General features: G+C 60.7%; 13 protein-coding genes and 1 pseudogene. 13 read left to right on the forward strand and 1 reads right to left on the reverse strand.

From position 1 onward, the window contains the following. The 6 genes and pseudogenes from sdhA (at position 1) to NK8_RS38615 (ending at position 6,873) form a co-directional block, all read left to right on the forward strand. Positions 1 to 1,776, forward strand: a complete 1,776-nt coding sequence (gene sdhA, locus NK8_RS38590) for a succinate dehydrogenase flavoprotein subunit (protein WP_162066992.1) — start codon at positions 1 to 3, stop codon at positions 1,774 to 1,776. Positions 1,777 to 1,794: 18 nt separating this feature from the next. Continuing rightward, positions 1,795 to 2,496, forward strand: a complete 702-nt coding sequence (locus tag NK8_RS38595) for a succinate dehydrogenase iron-sulfur subunit (RefSeq protein WP_061180598.1) — start codon at positions 1,795 to 1,797, stop codon at positions 2,494 to 2,496. Between the two features lie 193 nt (positions 2,497 to 2,689). Then, the gene (locus tag NK8_RS38600) at positions 2,690 to 3,112 is read left to right on the forward strand and encodes a nuclear transport factor 2 family protein (RefSeq protein ID WP_213234422.1); all 423 of its coding nucleotides are present in this window, start codon (positions 2,690 to 2,692) and stop codon (positions 3,110 to 3,112) included. Position 3,113: 1 nt separating this feature from the next. Beyond that, a complete protein-coding gene (locus tag NK8_RS38605; protein WP_213234423.1) occupies positions 3,114 to 3,746 on the forward strand; it encodes a TetR/AcrR family transcriptional regulator in 633 nt (210 codons plus the stop codon). A gap of 118 nt (positions 3,747 to 3,864) precedes the next feature. After that, positions 3,865 to 5,724 (forward strand): dihydroxy-acid dehydratase, encoded by a 1,860-nt coding sequence (gene ilvD, locus NK8_RS38610; RefSeq protein ID WP_213234424.1) that lies wholly within the window; start codon positions 3,865 to 3,867, stop codon positions 5,722 to 5,724. Between the two features lie 124 nt (positions 5,725 to 5,848). Beyond that, positions 5,849 to 6,873, forward strand: a pseudogene (locus tag NK8_RS38615) (IS110 family transposase). Positions 6,874 to 7,140: 267 nt separating this feature from the next. Here the strand turns inward: NK8_RS38615 and NK8_RS38620 are convergent. Next, positions 7,141 to 8,235, reverse strand: coding sequence for a LacI family DNA-binding transcriptional regulator (locus NK8_RS38620; RefSeq protein WP_213234425.1), 1,095 nt, complete (start codon positions 8,233 to 8,235; stop codon positions 7,141 to 7,143). A 683-nt stretch (positions 8,236 to 8,918) separates the two neighbouring features. Between NK8_RS38620 and NK8_RS38625 the strand changes: the two genes are divergently transcribed. The 7 genes from NK8_RS38625 to NK8_RS38655 all read left to right on the forward strand — a co-directional run bounded on the left by NK8_RS38625 (position 8,919) and on the right by NK8_RS38655 (position 14,725). Beyond that, positions 8,919 to 9,785 (forward strand): ABC transporter permease, encoded by an 867-nt coding sequence (locus NK8_RS38625; protein ID WP_213234426.1) that lies wholly within the window; start codon positions 8,919 to 8,921, stop codon positions 9,783 to 9,785. Between the two features lie 133 nt (positions 9,786 to 9,918). Then, complete coding sequence (locus NK8_RS38630; RefSeq protein WP_225936677.1) at positions 9,919 to 10,863, forward strand: ABC transporter substrate-binding protein; 945 nt, start codon at positions 9,919 to 9,921, stop codon at positions 10,861 to 10,863. Between the two features lie 43 nt (positions 10,864 to 10,906). Continuing rightward, positions 10,907 to 11,413, forward strand: coding sequence for a MaoC/PaaZ C-terminal domain-containing protein (locus NK8_RS38635; RefSeq protein WP_225936678.1), 507 nt, complete (start codon positions 10,907 to 10,909; stop codon positions 11,411 to 11,413). Next, positions 11,410 to 12,261, forward strand: coding sequence for an ABC transporter ATP-binding protein (locus tag NK8_RS38640; RefSeq protein WP_213234428.1), 852 nt, complete (start codon positions 11,410 to 11,412; stop codon positions 12,259 to 12,261). The genes NK8_RS38635 and NK8_RS38640 overlap by 4 nt, the downstream gene beginning before the upstream one ends. 63 nt (positions 12,262 to 12,324) lie before the next feature. Beyond that, positions 12,325 to 13,089, forward strand: a complete 765-nt coding sequence (locus NK8_RS38645; RefSeq protein WP_225936679.1) for an enoyl-CoA hydratase/isomerase family protein — start codon at positions 12,325 to 12,327, stop codon at positions 13,087 to 13,089. Positions 13,090 to 13,104: 15 nt separating this feature from the next. Continuing rightward, a complete protein-coding gene (locus NK8_RS38650; RefSeq protein WP_213234430.1) occupies positions 13,105 to 13,845 on the forward strand; it encodes a hypothetical protein in 741 nt (246 codons plus the stop codon). Between the two features lie 28 nt (positions 13,846 to 13,873). Then, entirely contained in the window at positions 13,874 to 14,725 is an 852-nt protein-coding gene (locus tag NK8_RS38655) for a fumarylacetoacetate hydrolase family protein (RefSeq protein WP_213234431.1), read from the forward strand. The last annotated feature ends 19 nt before the right edge of the window (positions 14,726 to 14,744 follow it).

Genomic DNA, 14,744 nt, shown 5'->3' on the forward strand with positions numbered 1-14,744 from the left:
ATGGCTGCAATCAAGACTTCCCTGCCGCGTCGTCGCTTTGACGTGGTCATCGTCGGTGCGGGCGGATCGGGCATGCGCGCATCGCTGCAGCTCGCGCGCGCGGGGCTTTCCGTCGCGGTGCTCTCGAAGGTGTTTCCGACGCGCTCGCATACGGTGGCTGCACAAGGCGGCATCGGCGCTTCGCTTGGCAACATGAGCGAGGACAACTGGCACTATCACTTCTACGACACCATCAAGGGCTCCGACTGGCTCGGCGACCAGGATGCGATCGAGTTCATGTGCCGTGAAGCGCCCAATGCGGTGTACGAGCTCGAGCACATGGGCATGCCGTTCGACCGCAACGCCGATGGCACGATCTATCAGCGTCCGTTCGGCGGTCACACCGCGAACTACGGCGAGAAGCCGGTGCAGCGCGCCTGTGCTGCTGCCGACCGTACCGGCCACGCCTTGCTGCACACGCTGTATCAGCAGAACGTCGCGGCTAAAACGCACTTCTTCGTCGAATGGATGGCGCTGGATCTGATCCGCGACGCCGATGGCGACGTGCTCGGCGTCACCGCGCTCGAAATGGAAACGGGCGAGGTCTATATCCTCGAAGGCAAGACCACGCTGTTCGCCACGGGCGGCGCGGGCCGTATCTTCGCGGCATCGACGAATGCGTTCATCAATACGGGCGATGGCCTCGGCATGGCCGCGCGCTCGGGCATCGCGCTGCAGGACATGGAGTTCTGGCAGTTCCACCCGACGGGCGTGGCGGGCGCGGGCGTGCTGATCACCGAAGGCGTGCGCGGCGAAGGCGGCATTCTGCGCAACTCCAACGGCGATCGTTTCATGGAACGCTACGCGCCGACGCTGAAGGATCTCGCGCCGCGCGACTTCGTTTCGCGCTCGATGGACCAGGAGATCAAGGAAGGCCGCGGCGTGGGTCCGAACAAGGATCACGTGCTGCTGGACCTGTCGCACATCGGCGCGGAGACGATCATGAAGCGTCTGCCGTCGATTCGCGAGATCGCGCTGAAGTTCGCCAACGTCGACTGCATCAAGGAGCCGATTCCGGTGGTGCCGACCATCCACTATCAGATGGGCGGTATTCCGACGAACATGCATGGTCAGGTCGTGGGCACCGCGAAGGGCTACGACGATCCGGTCAACGGTTTCTACGCAGTGGGCGAATGTTCGTGCGTTTCGGTGCACGGCGCGAACCGTCTGGGCACGAACTCGCTGCTTGATCTGGTGGTGTTCGGGCGCGCCGCGGGCAATCACATCATCAAGCACGCGAAGGAACTGAAGGAGCACAAGCCCTTGCCGGCCGATGCCGCCGACTTCGCGATGGAACGTCTCGCGGTGCTGGAGAAGTCCACCTCGGGCGAATACACGCAGGACATCGCGGGCGACATCCGCGCGTCGATGCAGGCGCACGCGGGCGTGTTCCGCACCTCGAAGCTGCTGGAAGAGGGCGTGGGCAAGATCGCGGAACTGGCCGAGCGCGTGAAGCACGTGCATCTGAAGGACAAGTCGAAGGTGTTCAACACGGCCAAGGTCGAGGCGCTGGAGCTGGCGAACCTGATCGAAGTGGCGCGCGCGACGATGGTGTCGGCCGAAGCGCGCAAGGAAAGCCGTGGCGCGCACGCGCACAGCGACTACGAGCATCGCGACGACGAGAACTGGATGCGTCACACGCTGTGGTTCAGCGAGGGCGATCGGCTGGATTACAAACCGGTGCAGATGAAGCCGCTGACGGTCGAATCGGTGCCGCCGAAGGCGCGTACCTTCTAAGCGCACGAGGATAGAGAAATGGCAAAGAGAATTTTTGAAGTCTATCGCTACGATCCGGACAAGGACGCGGCGCCGCGCATGCAGACCTATGAGCTCGAACTCGAGCACGAGCGCATGTTGCTGGACGCGCTGGTGAAGCTGAAGTCGGTGGATGAGACGCTGTCGTTCCGTCGTTCGTGCCGTGAAGGCGTGTGCGGTTCGGACGCGATGAACATCAACGGCAAGAACGGCCTCGCGTGCCTGACGAACCTGAATGAACTGCCGCAGAAGATCGTGCTGCGTCCGCTGCCGGGGCTGCCGGTGGTGCGCGACCTGATCTGCGATTTCACGCAGTTCTTCAACCAGTATCATTCGATCAAGCCGTACCTGATCAACGATACGCCGCCGCCCGAGAAAGAGCGCCTGCAGTCGCCGGTGGAGCGCGATGAACTCGATGGTCTCTACGAGTGCATTCTGTGCGCGAGCTGCTCGACGTCGTGCCCGAGCTTCTGGTGGAACCCGGACAAGTTCGTGGGACCGGCGGGCCTGCTGCAAGCCTATCGCTTCATCGCGGACAGCCGCGATCAGGCGACGGGCGAACGGCTCGACAACCTGGAAGATCCGTATCGTCTGTTCCGTTGCCATACGATCATGAATTGCGTCGACGTGTGCCCCAAGGGGCTCAATCCGACCAAGGCGATCGGCAAGATCAAGGAATTGATGGTGCGGCGGGCTGTCTGATACCCGGATCGAATGAAGAAATGGCGCGGCCTCGAAAGAGACCGCGCCATTTTTTTATCCATGAAGATTCGCCGCGCAGTGAAGTGATTGCATAGCTAAGCATTAGCCTCGGATTCCGATATTCTGATCTTGTAATGAGACTGTTGTCTCACTAAAATGAATCGGAAAGGATGGCGCACGCAAGGAGGCAATCATGACGCTGACTCGAGTGGAGATGGACCGGAAGATCGACGAGCACTTCGGCTTCGAGCGACGCGATGATGTCGAGGGCGTGCTCGCGACGCTTACGGAGGATGTCGAGCACGATGTCGTCGGCTGGCCGGTTGGTCCCGCGCATGGACGCGAGGGCGCGCGGCCGTTCTACGAGGCGTTGTTCGCCGATCTGTCGGAGAGCCGGGTCGAGTGCTTGCGCCGTCTTTATGGCGATGGCTTCGTCATCGACGAATCATTGTGGCGCGGCAAGGCGCCGGGCAGGCCGTTCGGTCTCGAAGGCCGTGGGCGTCCGCTGGAATTCCGCATGCTGCATGTCGTCGAATTCGGCGAGGGCGGGCAGATCAGACGAGAGAACGTATGGGTCGATCTCGCGGCGATCATCGGTCAGTTACCGCAAGTCTGACATGGCAGATCCGGTGACGAGAACGCGCGGCAATCAGAAGCAGCGCACGCGCAAGGATCTGCTGCAGGCGGCATCGCGGCTCATGAAGCAAGGGCACAAGCCGAGTCTGGAGGAGGTTGCTGCTGAAGCGATGGTGTCGCGTGCGACGGCGTATCGGCATTTCCCGAGTGTCGATGCGCTCCTGCTGGAAGCATCGCTCGACGTCGCTACGCCCGATGCCGGCAAGCTCTTTTCTGCGCGCGCTTCGAGTGATCCCGTCGCGCGTTTGCTGCGGGTCGATGCAGCACTTCACGACATGATTCTCGCCAACGAAGTGCCGCTGCGCATGATGCTCGCGAATTCGCTGGAGCGCGTGGCGAAGGGCGAAGCCGGAGACGACATTCCGTTGCGGCAGAATCGCCGCACGCCGCTGATCGAGGCGGCACTGGAGCCCGCGCACGATCAGTTCAAGCCCGCTGCGCTCGACACGCTGACTCAGGCGCTCGCCCTCGTGATCGGCACCGAGGCGATGCTGGTCTGCAAGGACGTGTTGCAACTCGACGACGCCCGCACGCGCAAGGTGAAGCGCTGGGCCATTCGCGCATTGGTGGATGCGGCGCGGCGAAGCGGATTGGACGAAACAGTTATGGGATAATCCCAAAATTCGCGCCTTCCCGACTCAAAAGCGACCCAAAAGGTCGCCGATCCCGGCGCGCAAGGGCCGTTACCCTCGTGGCCCGCTCTGACCCCGCGACATTTCAACAGCAACCACGATGCCCACATACCGTTCCAAAACCTCCACCGCCGGCCGCAACATGGCAGGGGCGCGCTCGCTCTGGCGCGCCACCGGCATGAAAGACGAAGACTTCTCGAAGCCGATCATCGCCGTCGTCAATTCGTTCACCCAGTTCGTGCCGGGACACGTGCACCTGAAGGACCTGGGACAGCTCGTCGCGCGCGAGATCGAGGCTGCGGGCGGCGTGGCGAAGGAATTCAACACGATCGCCGTCGATGACGGCATCGCGATGGGTCACGACGGCATGCTGTATTCGCTGCCGAGCCGCGACATCATCGCGGATTCGGTCGAATACATGGTCAACGCGCATTGCGCCGACGCCATGGTCTGCATCTCGAACTGCGACAAGATCACGCCCGGCATGCTGATGGCCGCGATGCGCCTGAACATCCCCGTGATCTTTGTGTCCGGCGGTCCGATGGAAGCGGGCAAGACGCGGCTCGCCAATCCGAAGACCAAGGCGATCGAACTGAAGAAGCTCGATCTCGTCGATGCGATGGTGATCGCCGCCGATGCGTCCTACTCCGACGCCGAAGTGGCCGAAGTGGAACGCTCCGCGTGCCCGACCTGTGGCTCGTGCTCGGGCATGTTCACGGCCAACTCGATGAACTGCCTCACCGAAGCGCTCGGCCTTTCGCTGCCCGGCAACGGCACCGTCGTCGCCACGCACGCCGATCGCGAGCAGCTGTTCAAGCGCGCGGGACGCGGCATCGTCGAGCTGGCGCGCCGTTACTACGAGCAGGAAGAGGCGCGCGTGCTGCCGCGCTCGGTCGGCTTCAAGGCGTTCGAGAATGCGATGACGCTCGATATCGCGATGGGCGGCTCGACCAACACGATCCTGCACCTGCTGGCCATCGCGCGCGAAGCCGAGATCGACTTCTCGATGACGGACATCGATCGCCTGTCGCGCACCGTGCCGCAGTTGTGCAAGGTCGCGCCGAACACGAACAAGTATCACATCGAGGACGTGCATCGCGCGGGCGGCATCATGGCGATCCTGGGCGAACTGGATCGCGCGGGCAAGCTGCATACCGACGTGCCGACCGTGCACGCGCCCACGCTCAAGGACGCGCTCGATCAGTGGGACGTCAAGCGCACCGAGGACGCAGCGGTGCGGACCTTCTACATGGCCGGCCCCGCGGGTATTCCGACGCAAACGGCGTTCAGCCAGAACACGCGCTGGCCGAGCCTCGACACGGACCGTGCGGAAGGCTGCATCCGTTCGTATGAGCATGCGTTTTCGAAGGAAGGCGGTCTCGCGGTGCTGCGGGGCAATATCGCGCTGGATGGCTGCGTCGTGAAGACCGCGGGCGTCGATGAAAGCATCCTCGTGTTCGAAGGCACGGCGCATGTCACGGAATCGCAGGATGAGGCCGTCGAGAACATTCTCAACGACAAGGTCAAGGCTGGCGATGTCGTCATCGTCCGTTATGAAGGTCCGAAGGGCGGCCCCGGCATGCAGGAAATGCTGTACCCGACGAGCTATATCAAGTCGAAGGGTCTCGGCAAGGCGTGCGCGCTCCTGACCGACGGACGTTTTTCGGGCGGTACCTCGGGCCTGTCGATCGGCCATTGTTCGCCCGAAGCGGCGGCGGGCGGCGCGATCGGTCTCGTGCGCGATGGCGACAAGATTCGTATCGACATTCCCAATCGCACGATCGACGTGCTGCTGTCGGATGAGGAACTCGCGCGTCGTCGCGAGGAGCAGAATGCGAAGGGCTGGAAGCCTGTGAAGGCGCGTCCGCGTAAGGTGTCGGCGGCGCTGAAGGCGTATGCGAAGCTGGTGATGTCGGCGGACAAGGGCGCGGTGAGGGATTTGTCGTTGCTTGATGACTGACGGGGCGTTAGCCGCAGGTGTCGAAAGCCGCTCCCTGGAGCGGCTTTAATGAGATGGTCAGCCTGACCGAAATGGCCCGATCGGCTTACGCTAATCGGGCCATTTCCTTTTCTGGGAGGCCATCATGGCGAACGCTACGCTTATCGGCATCGACCTGGGCAAGCACTGTTTCTTCGTACATGCGCAGGACGCACGCGGCGCGCAGGTTTGGCGCAAGAAGATGACCCGCAAGCAGCTCTATGCGTATTTGGCCACCTGTCCCGTGGCCGTGTTGGCGATGGAAGCTTGTGCTGGCGCGCATTGGTTGGCGCGTAAATGTCAGTTGTATGGGCATCGGGTCCGCTTGATTGCGCCGCAGTTCGTCAGGCCGTTCGTAAAAGGCAATAAGACCGACTTCGCCGACGCCGAAGCAATCTGCGAAGCCGCCTCTCGCCCCTCCATGCGTTTGGTCACAGTCAAGACAGCCGAACAGCAGACGCTGCTCGCGCTACATCGGGTGCGCGAATCGCTTGTCGGCGAACGCACGCAACCAGCAATCAGATTCACGCTTTCCTGCTCGAATTCGGTATCGACTTGCCAATTGGTGCGCTGGCCATTACGCGCCTGCCGGTGCTTCTTGATGATCCCAGACACGCATTGCCGCCCACGATGGTGGCCTTGTTGCTGCGTTTGCATCAGCGCTACGCGCAGTTGAGTCGGGAAATCGTCGAGCTTGAGACACAAATCAAGCAGCAGACGTTGGAAGATGAAGCCGGCCAGCGCCTGCTCACGATTCCGGGAATCGGCCCGATCACCGCCAGCAGCTTGCTGGCAATGGCTGGCGACGCGCGCGCGTCCAAATGTGGCCGTGACTTCGCCGCATCCCTCGGTCTGGTTCCTCGCCAGCATTCGACCGGAGGCCGAGCGACTCTTCTAGGGATATCCAAGCGCGGCAACAAGCAGTTGCGCAGCCTGCTGGTGCAAGGAGCGCGTGCGGTGATGCGTTACGCCGAGCGGAGAACAGATGCGCTCGGGCGCTGGCTACAAGCTCTGCTGCGACGCCGTCACAGCAACGTGGTTGCCTGCGCACTGGCCAACAAAATGGCCAGAATCGTTTGGGCGATTCTGGCCAAGGGTGGCGAGTACCGGGCGCAACCGGCTATCGCTTGAACAACTTTCCTGCCTGCTTTTGCGACCACTGACCTGTGATGAAGATAAACGGCTCACTGCCCAGTTGAAAACCTGACATGAAATCCAGTCTTGCAGACTGAGGCTTTTTTGAGGACAACTGGGCGCGGCTTCTCATCGAGGGCCGGGCGCTCTGATCCGCGCCCATTTCGAGCCCGGATACATTTGCGCAAGCCCTTTTATCGTAGGTCACAGTTGAGGTTGCAAAGACCAGGCTGACCATACATTTTTATGGGGTCGCAGTAGCGCTCAAGTACGCTTCCTCGGGGCTTTCGGAGGTGCGCCCGATGACGCTCGTACGATTAACTCGGCCTCCAATTCAACGCTTCGAGCGGTACCCGGCTCTGAAAGCTCAGAAAGAATCATCCTTGCAGCATTTCTTCCGATTGCGGCGCTCGGGACACGGACGGTAGTAATCGGTATGGGTAGCTCGGACATAAGCTCAAAATCGTCGAATCCGACAACGCTTAGTTCGCTGGGAATCTTGTAGCCTTGATCCATCGCTTCGAGCATTGCGCCCATTGCAAACGAACCGTTGCCGCAAATCACCACGGTCGGCGGCTGCGGCGTGTTCATCACTTTCGAAAAGAGCTGTCGTCCGACGCGCGCGCCCCACACGCCGTCGACCATGTGAGCGGCGGATATTCCCAAACCGTGCTCTCCAAGCGCATCGCGCACTCCTTCACGTCGGGCCTGCGCACGATCGTTGGTATCGGTGTGCTGCGACAGCATCGCAAACCGGCGATGCCCCAGACCAACGAGATAAGTCGTGTAGTCGAAGAATGCGCGGTGGTTATCTATACCCACACAAAGCGAGTCGCTGTTTTCTCGATAAACGAATGTGTTGACGAACGGAATCTGGCGCTGCAAAAGAAGGGGTTGGAGATCTTGATGATGAGCTTCGCCTACCAGTACGACAGCATCGACTCCGCGTTCGAGCATCGTCCTGACTTGCCGATATTCGCGATCGAGGTCGTACTCCGAGCAGCCGAGCAGAAGCGTGTATCCAGCCTGTTCGAGTGACTCCTGGAGCGCCTGTATGGCTGAAGCGAAATGCTCATTGGCCAACGTTGGGAAAACTGCCCCGATTGTTCCGGTCCGCTGCGTTGCCAGTGCTCGTGCTGCGGCGTGCGGCACCCAGCCGAGATGATCGATCGCGACCTTGATGCGGGAGCGCAACTCGTCCGAGACGACCGTCGGATTGTTCATCACTCTGGAAACGGTCGCCGATGACACACCGGCAAAGCGAGCGACGTCCCGCAAGGTCACACCCGCGGTGCGCGACCGTTTTCCGGCCGCGCGCGGTTCGGCCGCTTCTACTGATACTGGTTTGCTCTTCGCCATGCGTGGGGATGGTCGGGTTCGCGCGAGATGATCGATTATATCAACGCCTTTCCTCGTCACTCCGCCCGTCAGCGAATGCCATCGGCGGGACGGGATTGTTTGTCGAACACATGCTCGCGGTGCCTTCGATCGTTGTTCGTGGCGTACGACCGAAAGCGCGACCTGCATCGATGGACCAAGAACTCGACTCAGGCGCAGACCTGCCGTGGTCAGAATGGATCGTGAGCGTTTGATGCAACGAAATGCATTCGTCGATTTATATGTAGTACACCTGTCGAAACATTTGCATTGATCTGAAGAGGCAATGACTCACGAAACCCGTGAAACATCTGATCAGCCGCATTGCGACAAACAAAACAGAAATAGCGGAATGTAGGCGTCGTTCGCGTCTACCGAAGATTCCCATTGCACGCGCGTTGCCTCTTTCACATGGATCCAAACAGCGGGTTTAGCCCACGGGTATACCCGAATAAAGCACGCCAATTCCCGTGCTCGCGCGGCCTCCGCCCCCGATTCGGGAAATTCCCTACATAGCTTTCTATCAAGATTGAATACAGTTCAATCAACGAACGTCGTCATATCTTGATGCTTTATCGGGCGCCAGACGCCGATCAGAGCGGCCCGCCCGGGCGTCCAAAAATGCTTGAACGATCGCTGCACTTCACTCGCGGAAGGAGACACAGATGTCAATGAAGTTATCGTCGCGCCAGGTCGACGGCCTGCAAAGCGGAAACGGAGAGCAATCGGGCGCGGCCGAACGCCCCAAAGCACGTACGTCTGCCGGAATGCGCAAAGTCAAGCGGCTCGGCTGGAATCTGCTTCCACCGTTGACCTTCGTGGCCATCATCGCAATCTGGGCGGCGGCGGTGCGCCTCTTCGACATCCCCGCGTACGTGATGCCGGGTCCCGGGCTGGTCTTCTCACGGCTCGTCGAGGAATATCCGCAGCTCTGGAGCAACTCGATCGTCACAGTGACGGAGATTGTCTGGGGCTTCGGACTGACGATTGTCACCGCAATCCCGGTAGGGCTCGTCATCGCGCTGTCGCCGCTTGCAAAGCAGGTGGTTTATCCGCCGCTCATGTTTCTCCAACTGGTCCCGAAGATTGCAGTGGCGCCGCTGTTCCTGGTCTGGCTTGGCTTCGGAATCGAGTCGAAGGTGCTGCTCACCGTCCTGATGACCTTCTTCCCGTTGCTGCTGGCCAGCGTCAGCGGCTTTCAGATTCTGGACAATCGTCTGCTCTATCTGACGCAATCCATGGGCGCGAGCTCGTGGCAAACCTTTCGCTATCTGCGCCTGCCCGCAGCGCTTCCGGTCATCTTCTCCGGCATCAAGACGTCCGCCACCATCGCCGCCACGGCTGCGATCGTCGCCGAGTTCGTCGGAGCGAACAAGGGGTTGGGCTACGTGCTGCTCCGAGGGACCAGCACGATGGACATCGGCCTGACCTTCGCGGTAATTGCCGTGCTGACTTTCATCGGCATTGCTATCAACTACATCGTCGAATTCGCCGAATGGGCGATGACACCTTGGCAGCGCGATAAAAACTAACGTCGAGCACAAAAGAGCGATTGGCCCGATGTCGCCGTGGCCGATACCAACACCTTTGGAGACTAAGAAGATGCTTCGTTTTATCAGCCGTACGCTGGCCGCGAGCGCTGTGTCGTCAGCGTTGGTTTTTGGAGTGAGTGCCACCGCCGTCGCAGCGACGCCTGTCACATTCCAGCTGAATTGGGTCGCGGGGGGCTCGAATGCGGGATTTGCCGCGGCGCTGACCGAGGGTTACTACAAGGAAGCAGGCCTTGACGTCACGTTGATCGAAGGCAATGGATCGGGCAATACGGCTCAACTCGTGGCCGCGAATCGCGTGCAGCTGGCCTACGCCGATGCCGTGGCGGTGAGTCAGCTCATCGCGAAGGGCGCGCCGATGAAGGTCATCTCGACAGTCTATCAATCCAATCCCAACGAAGTCTCGGCGTTGAAGAAGACGAATATCAACTCGATCAACGACCTCAAAGGCAAGAAGGTGGGCGTTCCGTCCGGGTCGTCTCAAACGACGATGCTTCCGCTTTTCCTGAAGGCGAATGGCCTGAAGGAATCGGAGGTGAACCTGATCAACATGCCGCTGACGTCCATGGTCCCGACCTTGTTGCAGGGACAAGTCGACGCGATCCTCGGATCGATCGATTCATATCAGATCCAGCTTGAGGCTCAAGGCGCGCAACTGACCAACTTTCGGTTCGCGGACTACGGTGTGCCGACCGTCAGCACGTCGATCTTCGCGAACGATACCTATCTCAAGGAAAACAGCGATGTGGTCAGGAAGTTCGTTGCCGCGAGCCTGAAAGGCTGGAGCTTCGCGCTCGATAACCCGGCCAAGGCAATCAAGGATCTGAAGGCGGTCTTCCCGAATCTGTCGGAGAAGACGGCGACGGCGGAGCTTGCGGCCATCACGCCGCTCTTCTGCAGCGGCGGCGCGAAGTACGTAGGCAAAGCGGAAGACGCGCAATGGGTGAAGACGCAGGATCTGTTGTCGCAAGTCGGTCTGTTGCCCGCCGGTCGCGACCCGAAGTCGTATTACACGAACGACTTCCTTCCGCCGACGTCGGCCATGCGCGCGTGCAAGTGACCAAAGAAGTAACTAAAGGATCGTCATGACTGAACAGCGAAACATGGGACTGCGTTACTCGGACCTCGAAGTCGGATTGAAATTTCGCAGCCCCGGACGAACGATCACCGACGCGGACCTGGTTGGTTTCGCAGGTCTCACAGGTGACTTCTCCGAACTTCATACGAGCGATGTGTACGCGAAAGCCAGCCAGTTCGGCCGCCGAGTCGCGCACGGCATGCTCGGGCTCGCCTATGCGCACGGCCTGATGTGGGCGCGCACGGGCGAGTTGCGCGAGACCGCGATCGCGTTTCTCGGTATCAACGAATGGAAGTTTCTCAACCCCATATTTGTCGGCGACACGATCTTCGTCGACTACGAGATCAGTGAGCTTCGCGAGAGCAAGTCCAGGCCGACACAAGCCATCGCGACCTTTGATGTCTCGGTCGTGGATCAGGACAACCGCGTCGTTCAGAAAGGCAAAAAAGCTTTGCTGGTGTCCAAGGTTCCCCTTTCTGCTGTCGCAGCAAGTAGTTCGTCCGCCGCGAGCGGCGAGGAGCGGAAGTCATGAGTAGTCAGGTTGCGGAACAGCGGGACGCTGCGACGAAGTCCGGCGTACCGATCAGTATTCGACGCGTCGCCAAGACCTTCGGCGAAGACAGCGACAAGCCGTTTCAGGCGCTCAAGGAAGTCAATATCGACATCCAGCCGGGCGAGTTCGTCTCCATCGTCGGAGCTTCCGGATGCGGCAAGAGCACCTTGATGTTGATGGTCGCGGGTCTGCTCAAGCAGAGTCAGGGCGAGATTCTGGTCAACGGCAAGCCGGTGACGAAGCCGATCACCGATGTCGGGATCGCGTTTCAGGACCACTTGCTGCTCGAGTTCAGAACAGCGCTCGAAAACGTGATGCTGCAGGCCGACATTCGCGGCCTGCCGAAGAAGAAGATCGAGGCACGTGCAAAGGAACTGTTCGAGCAATTGCGTCTGACGCATGCGATGCAGAAGTATCCGCGGCAGTTGTCGGGCGGTATGCGGCAGCGCGTCTCGCTCGTCAGAACGCTGGTTCACGATCCGTCCGTCATTCTGATGGATGAACCGTTCGGCGCACTGGATGCATTGACCCGGCTTCAGGTCCGGATGGACCTCGAGGCGCTGTGGCTGCGTCGCCGCCCGACCGTCGTATTCATCACGCACAGCGTGGAAGAAGCGGTGGGATTGTCGGACCGCATCTTCGTGATGAGCCCGAATCCCGGTGAGGTGGTCGATGAAATCAAGGTCGATCTGCCGCGTCCGCGCCCCATTGTGCTCGGCGACGCGCCGGAATTTTCGGCCTACGTCGACCGCATCTATGGGCATTTCGAACGCATGGGCGTGCTGCATGGCATAGAGGTGCCTAAGGCTACGTCCGCTGCATCGTAAATCTGGCAATCGAAGGAAAAGCGACAGGACGACATGAGCACAGCAACGGAACACTCTAGCCGCTTGGTCACGACAGAGGTGAACGGTTTTATCGCCACCGTGGGGATCTGTCACGGGCCGCTGAATCTGGTCACGACCGACTTGTTGCGCGAGTTGAACGAGGCGTTCTCGGCAGTGTCCGCGATGAGCGATATCCGTTGCGTGGTTCTGCATGGAAGTCAGTCGCGCGCCTTTTGCGCGGGCAGCGACATCAAGGAATTCGCCCGAATTCGCGAGCAGGCCAGCGAAAAGAAGATCCTTTTCGAAGATATGGTGCTTCGCCAACTGGCGCGCCTGCCGATGCCGACCATCGCGGCGATCGACGGCGCAGCGCTCGGCGGTGGTCTCGAACTCGCCCTGGCTTGCGATCTGCGCGTGGCGCGACACGGCGTGGCGATGGGCCTGACCGAATCGCGTCTGGGCGGGCTTGCCGGTAGCGGTTCGCTGAGACTCACGCGCCTCGTCGGCCCTGCGCGAGCCAAGCTGATGTTGTTCACCGGCGAGACCATCGATTGCGATCAGGCGCTGTCGTGGGGTCTGGTCGATCGCGTGACACATGACGGAACCGCGCTGGATGCTGCGCTCGAACTCGCCGGAACCATCGCGGCGCGAGGACCGGTGTCGAACCGCCTCGCCAAGGAACTCGTCGATGCCGCGCAGGATTTCCCGCTCGATGCGGGCTTGTCGATGTCGACCGTGGCGCTCCAGAAGATATTCGACAGCAGAGACCTGCATGAAGGTGTGGATGCGTTCTTCGCCAAGCGCCCACCGTCGTTCAAGGGCCATTGAGGCCAGGCAAAGATCATGAGTGAAATGAATCTGGAAATCGGCATGACCGAAAACGCGCAAGCGGCTGACTCGGCCTTGCTCGGCGACGGCGCGGTTCTCGTCTGGAACGATGTGGTATCCGAAGGCCGCGAGCAGTTTTATGAGTGGCATGACAAGGAGCACATCCCCGAAAGGCTTTCGATTCCTGGCTTCCGACGCGGACGCCGGTATGTCCGCTCGGGTCACTCGCCCGAGTGGCTGACCATGTACGAGGCGGTCGATCTGGACGTGGTGGTGTCGCCGGCTTATCTCGAACGCCTGAACGCGCCGACGCCCGCAACGGTCGATACGCTGCGCTACTTCCGCAACACATCGAGAGCGGTATGCCGAATCGTGCACTCGGTCGGGTCGAGTAGCGGCGGTCACGTGCTCGCGTTGCGTCTGGATGTACCCGCGGCGCGGGCCGAAGCGATGAAGACATTTCTGTGCACGGACGTGTTTCCGCGTGCCGCTGCGTTGACGAGTGTCGTCGCCTGCCATCTCTATATGGCCGATCAATCCGGCAGCCATATCGACACCGCCGAGTCGAGCACGCGTGAGTTCGATGTGCCCGCCTGGGTCGTACTCGTCGAAACCACCACACCGGAAGCGGCCGAAAGCGCCCGTGATCTGCTCGACGCCCGCACGCTCGAATCGCTCGGTGTGACGGTGCGCCCCGACGGCACAACTTATTCGATGGAAATCTGCCGGCTGGCAAATGCTCCGGCAGACATTTGAACGCTGGACCACTCAAGAGAGACTGCGAATGAAACTCGTAAGACACGGGCAACCCGGCCAGGAGCGCCCGGGCATCATCGACGCACAAGGTCAGATTCGCGACCTAAGCGACCATTGCAAGGATTTCGATCCCGCGTTTTTCGCGGGCGATGGCCTGCGGCAATTGGCGACCATCAATCTGCAGAGCCTTCCGGTCGTCGCAGCCGATACGCGTCTTGGGCCGTGCGTCGCGCAACCCGGGACTTTCCTGGCCATCGGCCTGAACTACGTTCAGCATGCCATCGAAACGAACGCGCCGATCCCAACGGATCCCATCATCTTCAGCAAGGCGCCGTCCTGCGTGTCCGGTCCGAACGATCCGGTGCTGCTTCCCAAAGGCTCGACGAAGACCGACTGGGAAGTGGAGCTTGCCTTCGTCGTCGGGAAGCGCGCTCATTATGTCGAGGAGTCCGATGCGCTCGATTACATCGCGGGCTATTTCATCTGCAACGATGTGTCCGAGCGCGAGTTCCAGCTCGAACGAAGCGGCCAGTGGCAGAAAGGAAAGATGTTTCCTACCTTCGGCCCTATCGGTCCGTGGCTCGTCACATCCGATGAAATCGCTGACGTGCAGAACCTCGGGCTCTGGCTCGAACTGAACGGCAAGCGCATCCAGAACTCGTCGACCAGCGACATGATTTTTTCGATCGCGAAAATTCTTTCCGACGTGAGTCAGTACGTGGCCCTGCTGCCGGGCGACATCATTACCACCGGCACGCCGCCGGGCGTCGGTCTGGGCATGAAGCCCGAGGCCTATCTGAAGCCCGGCGATGTCATGCGGCTCGGCGTGGACGGGCTCGGTGTGCAGGAACAGCGCGTTCTGCGTTGGGGCGAACAGTGAGCGACCACGAACGACTGAG

Source organism: Caballeronia sp. NK8, from assembly GCF_018408855.1.
Lineage (GTDB): Bacteria > Pseudomonadota > Gammaproteobacteria > Burkholderiales > Burkholderiaceae > Caballeronia.

Excerpts from the sequence above, each read along its gene's own strand:
- sdhA (WP_162066992.1), top strand. The coding sequence starts at position 1 with ATGGCTGCAATCAAGACTTCCCTGCCGCGTCGTCGCTTTGACGTGGTC.
- NK8_RS38595 (WP_061180598.1), top strand. The coding sequence starts at position 1,795 with ATGGCAAAGAGAATTTTTGAAGTCTATCGCTACGATCCGGACAAGGAC.
- NK8_RS38600 (WP_213234422.1), top strand. The coding sequence starts at position 2,690 with ATGACGCTGACTCGAGTGGAGATGGACCGGAAGATCGACGAGCACTTC.
- NK8_RS38605 (WP_213234423.1), top strand. The coding sequence starts at position 3,114 with ATGGCAGATCCGGTGACGAGAACGCGCGGCAATCAGAAGCAGCGCACG.
- ilvD (WP_213234424.1), top strand. The coding sequence starts at position 3,865 with ATGCCCACATACCGTTCCAAAACCTCCACCGCCGGCCGCAACATGGCA.
- NK8_RS38620 (WP_213234425.1), bottom strand. The coding sequence starts at position 8,235 with ATGGCGAAGAGCAAACCAGTATCAGTAGAAGCGGCCGAACCGCGCGCG.
- NK8_RS38625 (WP_213234426.1), top strand. The coding sequence starts at position 8,919 with ATGTCAATGAAGTTATCGTCGCGCCAGGTCGACGGCCTGCAAAGCGGA.
- NK8_RS38635 (WP_225936678.1), top strand. The coding sequence starts at position 10,907 with ATGGGACTGCGTTACTCGGACCTCGAAGTCGGATTGAAATTTCGCAGC.
- NK8_RS38640 (WP_213234428.1), top strand. The coding sequence starts at position 11,410 with ATGAGTAGTCAGGTTGCGGAACAGCGGGACGCTGCGACGAAGTCCGGC.
- NK8_RS38650 (WP_213234430.1), top strand. The coding sequence starts at position 13,105 with ATGAGTGAAATGAATCTGGAAATCGGCATGACCGAAAACGCGCAAGCG.
- NK8_RS38655 (WP_213234431.1), top strand. The coding sequence starts at position 13,874 with ATGAAACTCGTAAGACACGGGCAACCCGGCCAGGAGCGCCCGGGCATC.